Consider the following 14,930-nt stretch of genomic DNA (forward strand, 5'->3'; position numbering starts at 1 on the left):
GCCGATTGACACTCTTCGGTGACCCTTGCCGGTTTTTTTCCATTACTTGTTCGGAGGCGGCCCCTCGATCGGGCGGCCGAGCACCCCTGGGCGCCGCTGCCACGGACGCGGCCCGGACGGCGGCCGGTAGGCGACGCCCAGGGCGTCGAGTCGCCCGTAATGGGTGGCCATCCGCCGCTCGAAGTCCGCGAAGTCCCGCTCCTTCGGGGCGGGCAGGCTGCTCCAGGCGACCTCGGCGAAGGCGGCGAGACGCGGGAACATCTGGTAGTCCACGCGCCCCTGGTCCTCCATCACCTCGGTCCACACGTTGGCCTGCGCGCCCAGTACGTGCCGGGCCTCGTCCGGGGTCAACTGCGCGGGCACGGGCTCGAACCGGTAGACGTCCTCCAGGGTGCGGACGTAGCCGATGGGGACCGGCTCGTCCGCGCCCGGGTCCTGCCGGTGGTCCAGGTACACCTGCTGCTCGGGGCACATGACGACGTCGTGCCCCGCGCGGGCCGCCGCGACGCCGCCCGCGTACCCGCGCCAGGACGACACCGCCGCGCCCTTCGCGAGCCCGCCCTCCAGGATCTCGTCCCAGCCGATCAGCCGGCGCCCGCGCGCCGCGAGCCAGGAGTCGAAGTGTCGGACGAACCACGCCTGGAGCTCGTCCTCGTTGCGCAGCCCGAGTCCCCTGATGCGCTCCTGCGCGGCGCGCGACCGCCGCCACTGGTCCCTGGGGCATTCGTCACCCCCGACATGGACGAACTCGGCGGGGAACAGCTCCAGGACCTCCTCGAACACCCCCTCGTAGAAGCGCAGGGTGTTGTCAGTGGGAGCGAGTACGTTCGGATTGATCCCCCAGGTGTCCCAGACGGAGAGGGCGGTGGTGTCGATGACGTCGGTGTTGCCGAGTTCCGGATACGCGGCGATCGCGGCCTGCGAGTGGCCGGGTACGTCGATTTCGGGGACGACGGTGATATGCCGCTCGGCGGCGTACGCGACGATCTCGCGGATGTCGTCCTGGGTGTAGAAGCCACCGTGCGGCTTGTCCTCCCACAGCGGGGACGCTCGATGGCCGAATTTCGTGCGGGCCCGCCAGGAGCCGATCTCCGTCAGCCGGGGGTACTTCTCTATCTCGATCCGCCAGCCCTGGTCGTCCGTCAGATGGAAGTGGAGGACATTCAGTTTGTGGGCGGCCATCAGATCGAGGTGGCGCAGGACGCCGTCCTTGGGCGTGAAGTGCCGGGCGACGTCGAGCATGAGGCCGCGCCAGCGGAATCGGGGAGCGTCCTCGATGACCTGGTGCGCGATGCCGAGGGGGGAGCCGGGCCGGACGGGGGCGCGCCGGAAGGCGTCGGGGCCGAGCAGCTGACGCAGCGTCTGGGCACCCCAGAACACCCCGGCCGGGCTGCCGCCCCGGATCTCGACACCGCGGCCGGCGATGACGGCGAGCCGGTACGCCTCCGGCTCCAGGGCGTCGTCCAGGCGCAGCCGTACGGAGCCGGTGCGGTCCTCGGGGCCGGGCGGCAGCGGCAGGCCGAAGGCGGCGCCGAGAGTGGAGCGCAGCCAGCGTTGCGTCGTCTCCGTGCCGGGGTCGGCGTACAGCGTGGTGTCCTCGTCCAGCGGGAGACGGCCGCGCGTCGGGCCCTGGACCGCGCGCGGCGCCGGAATCACGTCCGTCGGTGAAGTCATCTCAGTCCTTCACCGCCCCGCCCAGCCCGGACACCAGTCGTCGCTGCACGAGCACGAAGAGGACCAGCACCGGAATCGTCATCACCGTCGACGCCGCCATCACCCCGCCCCAGTCCGGCTCGTCCGGCTTGTAGAAGACGAGCAGGGCCATCGGCAGGGTGGACTGCGATGTGTCGCTGATGATGAAGGACTTGGCGAACAGGAAGTCGTTCCAGGCCGAGATGAAGGAAAACACGCTCGTGGCCACGAGCCCCGGGAAGACCAGCGGGAAAAGGATCTGCCAGAGGAATCTCGACCGGCTGGCCCCGTCCATGTACGCGGCCTCCTCCAAGGCCTCGGGAACGGCCTTCACAAACCCCCGCAGCATCCAGATCGCGAACGGCAGCGAGAAGGCGATGTGCGGCAGGATCAGCGAGCCCAGCGTGTTCAGCTGACCGAAGTCCCGCATGAGGAAGAACAGGGGGATCGTCAGGGCCTCCACCGGCACCGTCTGGGCCACCAGAAACATGATCAGCAAGGTGGTCCGGAAGCGGAACCGGAATCGTGTCACCGCGGTCGCGGCGAGAAACGCGATCAGGGCCGAGGCGATCACGACCGTGCCCGCCACGACGAGGCTGTTGAGGAAGTAGCGGCCGAATTCGTTCTGCTCGAAGACCCGCCGGAAGGAATCCAGGGAAGGGGCGAGCGTCCAGGGCCGCGGCCGGATCGACTCGATCTCCCCGGCCGGTTTGAAGGCGCTGAGCACCATCCAGTACAGCGGAAAGGCCACGGCCGCGGCGATCAGCAGCGCGGAGGTCTCGGCGAGCAGCCGCCATGGCCGCCGTGCGACACGCACGGCCCTCACAGCTCCTCCCCCCGCCCGCGCAGCAGCCGCAGGTACACCAGCGTCACCGCCAACAGGATCATCAGCATCACCACGCCGATCGCCGATCCCAGGCCGTACTGCGAGGACGCGAACGCCTTCTGGTAGGCGTACACGTTCAGCACGAGGTTCTGGCCCGCGATGCCGCCGCCGTTCGTCATGACGTAGATCTGGGTGAAGACCTTGAAGTCCCAGATCACCGACTGGATGGTGACGACCACCAGGATCGGCCGGAGCATCGGGGCCAGCACCGATCGCCAGATCCGCCACTGCGAGGCGCCGTCGAGCGCGGCGGCCTCCAGCACCTCGGCCGGGACGGCGCGGATGCCGGCGTAGACCGTCACCATCACGAACGGAAAGGAGCACCAGACCACTTCCAGCAGGACGAGGAGGAACGCGCTGAACCGCCCGTACGTCCAGGAGTGGTCACCGAGCCCCAGCACCCTGTTCACCGGCCCGAAGTCCGGGTCGAAGAGGAACAGCCACACCGTCGACCCGGTGATGGCCGGTGTGGCCCACGCCCCCAGCGCGGCCAGCATCAACGCCAGCCGGGGCACGGCACGGACACGGGTGAGCAGCACGGCGAGCGCACAGCCCACGGCGAGGGTCGACACGACACAGGCCGCCGCGAACACGACCGTGGCGAGCAGCACCTGCCGGAACTGCGGGTCCCTGAAGAGCTCCGTGTAGTTCCCCAGCCCCCGGAAGGCGGTCGGCTCACCGCCGCTGACCTGGGCCTGGGTGTACTGGAAGAAGGAGATCAGGCCGAGCTGGCAGACGGGGTGGACGAGCAGCCCGCCGAGAACGACGAGAGCAGGGGCAAGGTACAGCCAAGGTGTACCGGAACCCCGCCAGGGACGCGGGGAACTGCGCGACGGGCCACGCACCACCGGCAGCCGCGAACGGTCCGCGGCCCCCGGGCCGCCGGGCGCCGTCACCCGGCGGAGCCGAACGCGGCGTCCATCTTCCTCGCCGCGTCCCCCGAAGCCGCCGCCACGCCCTTCTTGCCGCTGATGATCTCCTGGAACATCGTCGGCAGCACCAGCGAGGAGTCGATCTGCGCCCACGCGGGCGAGGCAGGGACGAACCGGGTCCCCGCGGCGAGAGTCTCCGCGAACGGCTTCACATACGGCTCCTTCGCGGCGACCTGCCGCCGCACGTCGGTGAACGTCGGCAGGAACCCCATCGCCTCGAACATCGATGCCTGCGTCTTCTTCGAGGCGAGCCGCTCCATCAGCTCGACCGCCAGCGTCCGGTGCGACGTGCTCTTCAGGACGCCGATGTTGTTGCCCCCGGCGAACGCCGGCGCGACGGACCCCGTCCTCACCCCCGGCAGCGGTACGACCGCGTACGCGCCCTTCACCTTCCCGGCCTCCACCGCGGCATGGCTGAAGTCGCCGCCGATCGCCATGCCCGCCTTGCCGGCCGCGAACGCCGTCACGGTGTCGTTGCCGCCCATGCCCGCGCACTTGGCGGCGGGACAGTTGTCGTCGCCGAAGAGGGAGGTGTACGCCTCGATGCCCTTTCGGGCTGCCGGGCGGTCGATCGCCGAGGTGTACGAACCGCCCTCGCCGGTGGCGAGTTCACCGCCGTGGGCCCAGACGAACGGCATCGCGCCGTACGTGTACGCCCCGCCCACCACGAGCCCGTACAGCTCGGGCCTGCGCGCGCGGATCTCGCGGGCGGTCGAGGCCAATTCGGCCATGTTCGCGGGCACTTCGAGGCCGAGCTCCTCGAAGACGTCCGTGCGGTAGTACAGGGCGCGGACACCGACGTAGAAGGGCGCACCGTAGACCTTGCCGGCCACGGTGACCGACTGCTCGGCGGTGGGGTCGGTGTCCTTGGCCTCGCTCCAGGCGCCGAACTCCTCGGTGACGTCGAGGAGTCCGCTGTCCTTCACATGGCCGGCGGTGTCGGTGTTGCCGTACTCCATGACGTCGGGCGCCGACCCGGGGTCGTTGAAGGCGGCCTTGACGCGTTGGGCGCGGGTCTCGACCGGGATGTACTCGACGTCGACCTTCGTGCCGTCGTGGGCCTTCTCGAAGGCGGCCACGACGGAGTCGACGACCTTCTCCTTCGGCTGGTTGCCGACTTCCCGGAAGAGCCAGACCCGCAGGGTGCCGGTCCGCTCGTCCTCGCCGGAGGCGGAGTCGGTGGAGGTCCGGGGGGCGCAGGCCGCCGCGAGGAGGGTCGCGAGGAGCAGGGCCGGGAGCCGGGGGGAGAACTTCATGGAGTGGATCCTCCGAACGTGCGTTGCAACATACGCAATGGATGTTTCGCTCTGCACAACACAACGGAGGCTAGGGACCGCATGAACGCGACCACAAGAGGTCTCAACCACTCTGTGACAGGCGGACGCACCCTGTGCAACGCGCGGGCAGCACAAAGGCCCCCAAGGCGCGCGAAACGCACCTCGGGGGCCTTGCCCTGCCTACGACCGACCGGCCGGGCGAGTTACTTGTCGCCCTTGCCCTTGCCCTTGTCGTCGCCACCGGCGCCCATGGACTCGTAGATCTCCTTGCACATGGGGCACACGGGGTACTTCTTCGGGTCGCGGCCGGGCACCCACACCTTGCCGCAGAGCGCCACGACGGGCGTGCCGTCGAGCGCGCTCGCCATGATCTTGTCCTTCTGGACGTAATGGGCGAAGCGCTCGTGGTCGCCGTCGCCGTGGGAAGTCTGCGGCGTGGGCTCGACGAGGGTCCCCGTACCAGTCCCGCGCTCGGGCTCAAGAGTGCTCATACCGCCAAGAGTACTGAAGCTCACACGCATCAGTTGAGAGATGGGTCGTCCGGATACGTGGCCACCATCGCGAGCTCGCTGCGCTGGCGGCGCAGCACCTCGCGCCAGAGCCTCTCCGGCGACGGCGAGGAGACGTCCCCCGGCTCGGACTCGACGACGTACCAGGCGCCCTCCACCAGCTCGTCCTCCAGCTGGCCCGGCCCCCAGCCGGCGTACCCGGCGAAGATCCGCAGACTGCCGACGGCCGAGGCGAGCAGCTCCGGGGGCGCCTCCAGGTCCACCAGCCCGATCGCGCCGTGCACCCTGCGCCAGCCCAGCGGGGCGCTCTCGCCGGTCGCCTCACCCGGGATGACGGCGACGCCGAGGGCGGAGTCCAGGGAGACCGGGCCGCCCTGGAAGACCACACCGGGTTCACCGGCGAGGTCCGCCCAGCCCTCCAGGATGTCGCCCACGTCCACGGGGGTGGGACGGTTGAGGACGACACCGAGGGAGCCCTCCTCGTCGTGGTCGAGAAGGAGCACCACCGCGCGGTCGAAGTTCGGGTCCGCCAGGGCGGGCGTGGCCACGAGCAGCCGCCCTGTGAGCGAGGACACCTCGGTCATGCCAGACATGATCCCGCATCTTCCCTTCGTGTGGGGAGGCAATGCCGGTTCGGGAGTGAATGCAGCCATGAATCGCAGGAGCGGCCTGGTAAGGCCACGAACGAGGGTGTTGGCGGGGGGCGGGAGGGCGGAAAGGAGCGCCGCCCGGCGCACGAATGGAACGGTAACCGCTTGTGCCCGGCAGTGAACGGTTCGTGTTGTGACAGAGCTATGACGTTCCTGAGCCGTCCGCGGGCTTACTTAAGGGGGGTCGGCGGCGATTACCCTTTCTCTCCGGCCCCTGCCCAACTCATCGGAACGCGAGATACATGACCGTCAACGACGATGTCCTGCTTGTCCACGGCGGAACCCCGCTGGAGGGCGAGATCCGTGTCCGCGGTGCGAAGAACCTCGTACCGAAGGCCATGGTCGCCGCTCTGCTGGGCGGCGAGCCAAGTCGACTGCGCAACGTACCGGACATCCGTGACGTGCGCGTCGTACGCGGTCTGCTCCAGCTGCACGGGGTCACCGTCCGTCCGGGTGAGGAACCGGGCGAGTTGGTGATGGACCCCTCACACGTGGAGAGCGCGAACGTCGCTGACATCGATGCCCACGCGGGTTCCAGCCGTATCCCGATCCTGTTCTGCGGCCCGCTGCTGCACCGCCTCGGCCACGCCTTCATCCCCGGCCTCGGCGGCTGCGACATCGGCGGCCGGCCCATCGACTTCCACTTCGAGGTGCTGCGGCAGTTCGGGGCGCGGATCGAGAAGCGGGCGGACGGGCAGTACCTGGAGGCTCCGCAGCGGCTGCGCGGCACGAAGATCCGGCTGCCCTACCCGTCCGTGGGCGCCACCGAGCAGGTCCTGCTGACGGCCGTGCTGGCGGAGGGCGTCACGGAGCTCTCCAACGCGGCCGTGGAGCCCGAGATCGAGGACCTGATCTGCGTCCTGCAGAAGATGGGCGCCATCATCGCGATGGACACCGACCGCACGATCCGCATCACCGGTGTGGACAAGCTCGGCGGTTACACCCACCGCGCCCTCCCGGACCGCCTGGAGGCCGCCTCCTGGGCGTCCGCGGCGCTGGCGACCGAGGGCAACATCTACGTCCGCGGCGCCCAGCAGCGCTCGATGATGACGTTCCTCAACACCTACCGGAAGGTGGGCGGCGCCTTCGAGATCGACGACGAGGGCATCCGTTTCTGGCACCCCGGTGGCCAGTTGAAGTCCATCGCGCTGGAGACGGACGTGCACCCCGGCTTCCAGACGGACTGGCAGCAGCCGCTGGTGGTGGCGCTGACGCAGGCGACGGGGCTGTCCATCATCCACGAGACGGTCTACGAGTCGCGTCTGGGCTTCACCTCCGCGCTGAACCAGATGGGGGCGCACATCCAGCTCTACCGCGAGTGCCTCGGCGGTTCCGACTGCCGCTTCGGCCAGCGCAACTTCCTGCACTCCGCGGTCGTCTCCGGCCCGACGAAGCTGCAGGGAGCCGATCTGGTCATCCCCGACCTGCGCGGCGGTTTCTCCTACCTCATCGCGGCTCTGGCGGCCCAGGGCACGTCCCGGGTGCACGGCATCGACCTCATCAACCGGGGCTACGAGAACTTCATGGAGAAGCTGGTCGAGCTGGGCGCGAAGGTGGAGTTGCCCGGTAAGGCGCTGGGATAGATCCGGCCCGGCCGGCGCCCGAGAGCGTCGACCGGCACACAACGATGGGGCGGCACCCGAAGACCGGGCGCCGCCCCATTGGCGTTTCTACGAGCCGCACACCGTCTCGTGGTGCGCGGACGGCAAGGTCACTTGCCCTTGGCCGCTTCCTTGAGCTTGGAGCCCGCGGAGACCTTCACGCTGTAGCCGGCCGGGATCTGGATCGGGTCGCCGGTCTGCGGGTTGCGCGCGGTGCGAGCGGCACGGTGGGTGCGCTCGAAGGTCAGGAAGCCAGGGATGGTGACCTTCTCGTCGCCCTTGGCGACGACCTCGCCGACGGTCTCGGCGAACGCGGCCAGCACGGCGTCGGCGTCCTTGCGGGTCACCTCGGCGCGGTCGGCCAGCGCGGCCACCAGCTCACTGCGGTTCATGTTGTTACTCCCGTGTTCTTTTTGCCTTTGAGGCGTGCCACGCGGCGGAGCCGCATATCGGGCACAGCGAAGTCGATGCTGCCAGGGTCCTCGGACACTGCCCGGACCCGGGTCCGTCGTCAGACCCTCGCGCCCGAAGACGCATCCTGCCCCTACCTGCGGCGGGAAAGCCAATCCGGCACCCGGAGGAGTCGTGAGAACACCCTTGGGAGTCACACGAAGAGAGGGCCCGAGCTTGGCCGTCACCATAAACGGCTGCCACAGGCCCTAGGTTCCACGACGCGCCGTTACAAGGGCTTGCCGTGGCGATCCTCACAGCCGGCGCTCCGGAGGCTGTCCGCCCCCGGAGCGCGGCCGAAACCCTGGACGGGGGTTCCCGCTCAGACGCCGGACGTGCCGGCCGTCGCCGCCCCGGCCGCCTTGGCCGCTTCCCGCACCGCACCGGCGACCGCGCCGGCGACCTTGTCGTTGAACACGCTCGGGATGATGTAGTTCGGGTTCAGCTCGTCCTCGGTCACCACGTCCGCCAGCGCCTTCGCGGCGGCGAGCATCATCTCGGTGTTGACCGTGCGGGACTGCGCGTCCAGCAGACCGCGGAAGACGCCCGGGAAGACCAGGACGTTGTTGATCTGGTTGGGGAAGTCGGAGCGGCCCGTGGCCACAACTGCGGCCGTCTGACGGGCGATTGCCGGGTCGACCTCGGGGTCCGGGTTCGCAAGCGCGAACACGATGGCACCCTCGGCCATGGCGGCCACGTCGTCGCCGTCGAGTACGTTCGGGGCCGAGACGCCGATGAAGACGTCGGCGCCGCGCACGGCTTCCTTCAGCGTGCCCGTCAGCCCCTCGGGGTTGGTGTTGTCGGCGATCCAGCGCAGCGGCGAGTCGGCCGCGGCGTCCACCAGGTCCTCGCGCCCGGCGTGCACGACGCCGTGGATGTCGGCGACGACGGCGTTCTTCAGGCCGGCCGCGAGCAGCAGCTTGAGGATCGCCGTACCGGCCGCGCCGGCGCCGGACATCACGACGCGGATGTTCTCGATCGCCTTGCCCGCCACGCGAAGTGCGTTGGTGAGGGCGGCCAGGACGACGATCGCGGTGCCGTGCTGGTCGTCGTGGAAGACGGGGATGTCGAGGGCCTCGCGCAGGCGCGCCTCGATCTCGAAGCAGCGGGGCGCGGAGATGTCCTCCAGGTTGATGCCGGCGAAGCCGGGGGCGATCGCCTTGACGATCTCGACGATGGCGTCGGTGTCCTGGGTGTCGAGGCAGATCGGCCAGGCGTCGATACCGGCGAACCGCTTGAAGAGGGCCGCCTTGCCCTCCATGACGGGCAGCGCGGCCTTGGGGCCGATGTTGCCGAGGCCGAGCACCGCGGAGCCGTCCGTCACGACCGCAACGCTGTTGCGCTTGATGGTCAGGCGGCGGGCGTCCTCGGGGTTCTCGGCGATCGCCATGCAGACACGGGCCACACCGGGCGTGTAGACCATGGACAGGTCGTCACGGTTGCGGATGGGGTGCTTCGACGCCATCTCGATCTTGCCGCCGAGGTGCATCAGGAACGTACGGTCGGAGACCTTGCCGAGCGTGACGCCCTCGATCTGACGCAGCTGCTCGACGATCTCGTCGGCGTGCGCGGTGGAGGTGGCGGCGATGGTGACGTCGATGCGGAGCTTCTCGTGGCCGGACGCGGTCACGTCGAGGCCGGTCACCGAGCCTCCGTGGGACTCGACGGCCGTGGTGAGCTGGGAGACCGCGGTTCCGCTCGCGGGCACCTCCAGCCGGACCGTCATCGAGTAGGAGACGCTGGGCGCCGTTGCCATGGCCGACTTCCTCTGCTTTCACCGTGGAGCTGGGATGTGCCGTCCGATCGTCGCACCTACCGTCGAGTAGGAGTTAGCCGGTCATGGATTGCGAACGTATTGTTCGCCACGTCCCCCATAGAAAGAGACCCACGTCACTTGGTGACGTGGGTCTCTTCGACGTTCATGACACCGGCCCGCCATGCTCGCCTCGCGGCAAGTGGTCGCTCGTAGCGACGAAGGTTGGGCCCGGGGGCTTGGATCGAGCCGGTGCCACACCCAGGCTAACAAACGGATCCCGTAAGGCCATTCCCACACCGCGGGTTACTCCGTCCGCCTCGCGGTCCGCGCACCGGATCAGTCTCTGAGCAGGTCCGGGACCCCGGAGGCGTCCGGCTCGTCCCGCTCCCCCGACACCACGGTCAGCTGCTGGGTGGCCCGGGTCAGCGCGACGTACAGCACGCGCAGCCCGGCCGGCGACTCGTCCGCGATCTCCGCCGGGGAGACGACGACCGTGGCGTCGTACTCCAGTCCCTTCGCCTCCAGGCTGCCGAGCGCCACGACCCGGTCGCCGAGCCCGGCGAGCCACTTGGCCGCCTCCTCGCGCCGCTGCATGGCGACCACCACGCCGACCGTCCCGTCGACCTGGTCCAGCAGCCGGGCGGCCTCGTCCCGGACCGTCTGCGCGAGGGAGTCCCGTACGACGCTGAAGCGGGGCCGTACGCCGGTGGAGCGGACCGCCGACGGGGCCGTGGAGCCGGGCATGGCGAGGGCGAGCACCTTCGCCGCCAGCTCGGCGATCTCGGCCGGGTTGCGGTAGTTCACGGTGAGCTGGAAGCGGCGGCGCGGGCGGGTGCCGAGGGCCTCGTCGCGGGCTTCGGCCGCCTCGTCGACGTCGGACCACGAGGACTGCGCCGGGTCGCCGACGACCGTCCAGGTGGCGTGCCGGCCGCGGCGGCCGACCATGCGCCACTGCATCGGCGTGAGGTCCTGCGCCTCGTCGACGATGACGTGGGCGTACTCGGTGCGCTCGGCGGCCAGCCGCTCGGCGCGCTCGCGCTGCGACTCCTCGCGCACCGGCATCAGCTCCTCCAGGCCGGTGAGCTGGTCGAGCGGGTCGAGCTCGCGCTTCTTCTTCGGCCGGGCCGGGGTGCCGAGGATCGCCTGGAGCTCGTCGAGCATGGCGATGTCGTGCACGGACAGGCCGTCCCGCCTGAGGGAGCGGGCCACCTTGCGGACCTCGCCGGGGTTGAGGATCCGCCGCGCCCAGCGGCCGAGGCGCCGCTCGTCGGCCATCGCCGCGAGGACGGCCCTCGGGGTGAGCTCCGGCCACCAGGCGTCCAGGAAGGCGAGGAAGCTGTCCTCGGAGGTCACGTCCTCGTCGAAGGAGGAGCGCAGCTCGGCTGCGAGCTCGGGGTCGCTGTGGCGGTTCGCCCCGCCGGACTTCTCCCACAGGGCGTCGAGCAGCAGCTTGCGGGCGCGCGGACGCAGCAGGTTGACCGGTGCCGTGCCCCCGAGGGCGGTGCGGCGGATACGTTCCAGCGCGTCCGCCTCCAGCTCCAGCCGGCGCCCGAAGGCGACGACGCGCAACCGGGTGGGCGGTCCGGCCGGTGCCTGCGCGGGCGCGCCGGTGCTGTCGTCGCCCGGGTCGTCGCCGAAGGCGAGCTGCCCCACCCGGCTCGCCGTGACGCCCGAGGCGGGCCGGCGGCCCTGGGCGGTGCCGCCTTGCGGCCCCAGCTCCAGTGCGCCCCGCGCCGCCTTCCGCAGCACCTTGAGCATGCGGTACGAGCCCTTGGCGCGGGCCGTGGAGGGGGAGTCGTAGAGCGTGGCCTCGGCGCCGTCGACCAGCGAGCCGATGGCGCGGATGGCGACCTGGCCCTCCTCGCCCAGCGACGGGAGCACGCCCTCGGTGTAGGCCACCAGCAGGGGGGTCGGCGAGACGATCAGGATGCCGCCCGCGTAGCGGCGCCGGTCCTGGTAGAGCAGGTAGGCGGCGCGGTGCAGGGCCACGGCGGTCTTGCCGGTGCCGGGGCCGCCCTCGACATAGGTCACCGAGGCGGCGGGGGCGCGGATGACCAGGTCCTGCTCGGCCTGGATGGACGCCACGATGTCCCGCATGGTGTGGCCGCGGGCCTGGCCGAGGGCGGCCATCAGGGCGCCGTCGCCGATGGCGGGCAGCTCGTCGCCGTCGAGGAACGCCTTGAGCTCGGGGCGCATGAGGTCGTCCTCGACGCCGAGCACCTTGCGCCCCTTGGAGCGGATGACCCGGCGCCGTACGACCCGGCCGGGGTCGACCGGCGTGGAGCGGTAGAAGGGTGCCGCGGCCGGGGCCCGCCAGTCGATGACCAGCGGGGCGTAGTCCTGGTCGAGCACGCCGATGCGGCCGATGTGCAGGGTCTCGGCGATGTCGGCGGTGTTGTCCTCGCGGACCGCGCCCTCGGCGGGCTCGACGGCGGTGTACGCGCCGTCGGGCCCCTTCTTGCCGTCCTTGCCGAGCAGCAGGTCGATACGGCCGAAGAGGAAGTCCTCGAACTCGTTGTTGAGCCGGTTGAGGTGGACGCCCGCCCGGAAGACCTGCGCGTCCCGCTCGGCGAGCGCGCCGGGCGTGCCGACCTGGCCGCGCTTGGCCGCGTCGTTCATCAGGAACTCGGCCTCGTGGATCTTCTCCTCAAGGCGCTGGTACACCCGGTCCAGGTGTTCCTGTTCGACGCCGATCTCGCGGTCTCGCAGAGAGTCTTCGAGCGCGGTCTCCTGTTGAGCCTGAGCGGCCACCGGGCCCCCTTCTGACGTGCTGGGCAGCCGTCAACCGTACGCGAAGGGGACCCGGAAAAGCTACGGCACGACTACACGTCGACCTCGACGAGCTTGTTCCCGTCGAAGTCCATCACCTCGACATGATCGACGTCGTCCGGCGACATGGACACACCGCCGCTGACGTAGAGCGGGTTCCTGGCCTGCTCGGTCTTGGCGTCCGGGATGCCGTAGCCCCACTTGGGGACGGACCAGGACGCGGCCGTCTCGCGCTCGCCGTCCTTGCTGACGAAGATCAGGGAGCACTTGAGCGGACCCTTGACCCCCTTGAGCTCCAGGGCCGTCTCGGTGCCCCACAGCTTCTCCGACATGGCGACGGTCGCGCTGACGCCGGTCGAGGAGTCGGTGCCCGAGACCTTGTCCTGGATGCCGGTGAACAGGTCCTTGGCGGGGTTGGCCGCCTGAACGGTCCGGTTGCCCTCGCTGCCACCGCCGCCGCCGTCGCCGCCTCCGTTCGTCGCCACGGCCACGAACGGACCGCCGACGATCAGGGCGGCCGCCGCCGCGACCATGTAGAAGCTGCGCCGGCGCTTCTGGGCGCGACGCTCGGCGACCTCGTCGACGAGCTTGTTCACCAGCCGCGGGCTGGGCTTCGCCGACAGCGAGTCACCGATGGCGGGCGTGCCGGCACCGGGCAGGTCCGCGAGCGCGGCCAGCATCGGTTCCATCCCGGCGAGCTCGTCCAGTTGCTGGGCACACCATTCGCAGGTCGCGAGGTGGGCTTCGAATGCGGTCGCCTCGGCGTCGTCGAGAATCCCGAGGGCGTAGGCGCCGACGGTCTCGTGCTCGCTCGGAACCGGATGTCCCTGCATGGGTCCAGACATACCCGAGCCACCCGTCCCGAATCCCTGGTTACCCCCGTAAACACTCATCACGCCGTCACCCCCCGCTCCTCCAGAGCCAGCTTCATCGACCGCAGGGCGTAGAACACCCTGGAGCGGACTGTGCCGCTGGGTATGCCCAGGGTCTCGGCCGCCTCATTGACGGTACGCCCCTTGAAGTACGTCTCGACCAGTACCTCCCGGTGCGCTGGGGTCAGGTCGTCGAGCGCGTCCGACAGCGTCATCAGCCACAGCGCCTTGTCGATCTCGTCCTCCGCGGGGATGACCTCCAGCGGCGACGGGTCGACCTCCTGCGGCCGGGCCTGCCGGCTGCGGTGGCCGTCGATGACGATGCGCCGGGCGACCGTCACCAGCCAGGGGCGTACCGATCCGGTCGCTCGATTGAGCTGTCCGGCGTTCTTCCAGGCACGGATGAGCGTCTCCTGCACGACGTCCTCTGCTCGTTGCCGATCACCGGCGACCAGTCGAAGGACATACGCAAGGAGGGGTCCGGCGTGCTCTCTGTACAGCGCACGCATCAGCTCCTCATCAGGTTCCGAGGGCTGGGACATGCGATGTCGGGCCCTCGATCCACGTTCATTGGCCACGACGGAATCCTTGCGCACGCCCACCTCCGATGTCCGGGGGTTCCCCCAGTCGGTCGCTCGACCACCCGTACGGAAGGGGTGTGTTGAGTGTTCAAAGCGGGACGACACTTTTCTGAGAAGTGACGTGACGAGCGGGACATGGCGGCACATTCCCACCGCGCGATCTTTACAAATCCGTCACATCGGCAAGATCGTTTCTGCGCTTCCCTACGGATGCGTAGGTAAACAACATGTAATCGAAATCACGTCGACGGCCGTTTCACAGAAGCGACATAACGGACCGTCAGGCACGGGCGAGAGCCGCTCGACGGCGATGCCGGGCCACTCTTTCGCGGTTCCCGCAGACCTCACTGGAGCACCAGCGCCTCCTGCGCCCCCGGGACGAATCGAGATAGACGATCGGGCAGTTGTCCCCCTCGCACTCCCTCAGTCCGGCCCGCGCAACGGGATCGGTGAGCAGTTCCACGGCGTCCCGCGCGATGGCGCCGAGCAGCGCCGCGCACTCCGGCGGACGGTCCAACTCCCGGACGAGAGTGCCGTCCTCACCCCGTCTGGCCCGGGGTGCGGGGGGCGCGGCGCGGGCGATGTCGTTCACATGGCCGAGCGCGAGGTCGTACGACGGCCAGGGCTCGGGGGCGATTCCTCCGCGCACCAACTGACCGATCCGTCCCCGCAGTTCACGGAACGCGACCAGCCAGGAGGCGTCGGCGTGGGCGAGCGGGGTGCCGGGTGGGACGAGTGCGGAGCGCGTGATCCAGCCGCGCAGGGCCTCCACCGAGTCGAGCCGTTCGTCGGGGTGCGTGGTGGCGAGGAGATCCAGACAGATCCGCCCGGCGTCGAACCGGGGCTCGTACGTACCGGTGGCCGTACCCAGTGCCATGTGCCTGTCACCGCCTAGGGGTCACCCCGGTCAACAGGGGTCGGTGAGATGCCGTGAGGAGAGCCGGGCGAACCGTTC

Annotated in this window: 13 protein-coding genes; 1 reads left to right on the forward strand and 12 read right to left on the reverse strand. The window is 69.9% G+C overall.

The window, feature by feature from the left end:
* Nucleotides 1-42 precede the first annotated feature (42 nt).
* The 6 genes from ACWCPI_RS16220 to ACWCPI_RS16245 all read right to left on the reverse strand — a co-directional run bounded on the left by ACWCPI_RS16220 (nucleotide 43) and on the right by ACWCPI_RS16245 (nucleotide 5,880).
* Nucleotides 43-1,674 (reverse strand): beta-N-acetylhexosaminidase, encoded by a 1,632-nt coding sequence (locus ACWCPI_RS16220; protein ID WP_451038717.1) that lies wholly within the window; start codon nucleotides 1,672-1,674, stop codon nucleotides 43-45.
* Between the two features lies 1 nt (nucleotide 1,675).
* Nucleotides 1,676-2,509: a carbohydrate ABC transporter permease gene (locus ACWCPI_RS16225; RefSeq protein ID WP_451038718.1), complete on the reverse strand. Its 834-nt coding sequence runs from the start codon at nucleotides 2,507-2,509 to the stop codon at nucleotides 1,676-1,678.
* Nucleotides 2,510-2,514: 5 nt separating this feature from the next.
* A complete protein-coding gene (locus tag ACWCPI_RS16230) occupies nucleotides 2,515-3,432 on the reverse strand; it encodes a carbohydrate ABC transporter permease (RefSeq protein WP_451038794.1) in 918 nt (305 codons plus the stop codon).
* A 38-nt stretch (nucleotides 3,433-3,470) separates the two neighbouring features.
* On the reverse strand, nucleotides 3,471-4,766 hold the full coding sequence (locus ACWCPI_RS16235; RefSeq protein WP_451038719.1) for an extracellular solute-binding protein: 1,296 nt from the start codon (nucleotides 4,764-4,766) through the stop codon (nucleotides 3,471-3,473).
* A 224-nt stretch (nucleotides 4,767-4,990) separates the two neighbouring features.
* A complete protein-coding gene (locus ACWCPI_RS16240; protein ID WP_019754409.1) occupies nucleotides 4,991-5,278 on the reverse strand; it encodes a DUF3039 domain-containing protein in 288 nt (95 codons plus the stop codon).
* 29 nt (nucleotides 5,279-5,307) lie between these two features.
* On the reverse strand, nucleotides 5,308-5,880 hold the full coding sequence (locus ACWCPI_RS16245; protein WP_451038720.1) for a YqgE/AlgH family protein: 573 nt from the start codon (nucleotides 5,878-5,880) through the stop codon (nucleotides 5,308-5,310).
* Nucleotides 5,881-6,188: 308 nt separating this feature from the next.
* Here ACWCPI_RS16245 and murA point away from each other — a divergent pair, with 308 nt between their 5' ends.
* A complete protein-coding gene (gene murA / locus ACWCPI_RS16250; protein ID WP_451038721.1) occupies nucleotides 6,189-7,529 on the forward strand; it encodes a UDP-N-acetylglucosamine 1-carboxyvinyltransferase in 1,341 nt (446 codons plus the stop codon).
* 128 nt (nucleotides 7,530-7,657) lie between these two features.
* Here murA and ACWCPI_RS16255 read toward each other — a convergent pair whose 3' ends face one another.
* The 6 genes from ACWCPI_RS16255 to ACWCPI_RS16280 form a co-directional block, all read right to left on the reverse strand.
* The gene (locus ACWCPI_RS16255) at nucleotides 7,658-7,939 is read right to left on the reverse strand and encodes an HU family DNA-binding protein (RefSeq protein ID WP_007498188.1); all 282 of its coding nucleotides are present in this window, start codon (nucleotides 7,937-7,939) and stop codon (nucleotides 7,658-7,660) included.
* 380 nt (nucleotides 7,940-8,319) lie between these two features.
* Entirely contained in the window at nucleotides 8,320-9,753 is a 1,434-nt protein-coding gene (locus tag ACWCPI_RS16260) for a malic enzyme-like NAD(P)-binding protein (RefSeq protein ID WP_451038722.1), read from the reverse strand.
* Nucleotides 9,754-10,089: 336 nt separating this feature from the next.
* Nucleotides 10,090-12,504 (reverse strand): HelD family protein, encoded by a 2,415-nt coding sequence (locus tag ACWCPI_RS16265; protein WP_451038723.1) that lies wholly within the window; start codon nucleotides 12,502-12,504, stop codon nucleotides 10,090-10,092.
* A 71-nt stretch (nucleotides 12,505-12,575) separates the two neighbouring features.
* A complete protein-coding gene (locus ACWCPI_RS16270; RefSeq protein ID WP_451038724.1) occupies nucleotides 12,576-13,415 on the reverse strand; it encodes an anti-sigma factor family protein in 840 nt (279 codons plus the stop codon).
* Complete coding sequence (locus ACWCPI_RS16275) at nucleotides 13,415-13,936, reverse strand: sigma-70 family RNA polymerase sigma factor (protein ID WP_010039908.1); 522 nt, start codon at nucleotides 13,934-13,936, stop codon at nucleotides 13,415-13,417. The genes ACWCPI_RS16270 and ACWCPI_RS16275 overlap by 1 nt, the downstream gene beginning before the upstream one ends.
* 319 nt (nucleotides 13,937-14,255) lie before the next feature.
* The gene (locus tag ACWCPI_RS16280) at nucleotides 14,256-14,852 is read right to left on the reverse strand and encodes a CGNR zinc finger domain-containing protein (protein WP_451038725.1); all 597 of its coding nucleotides are present in this window, start codon (nucleotides 14,850-14,852) and stop codon (nucleotides 14,256-14,258) included.
* Nucleotides 14,853-14,930 lie beyond the last annotated feature (78 nt).

Source organism: Streptomyces sp. NPDC001920, from assembly GCF_053594495.1.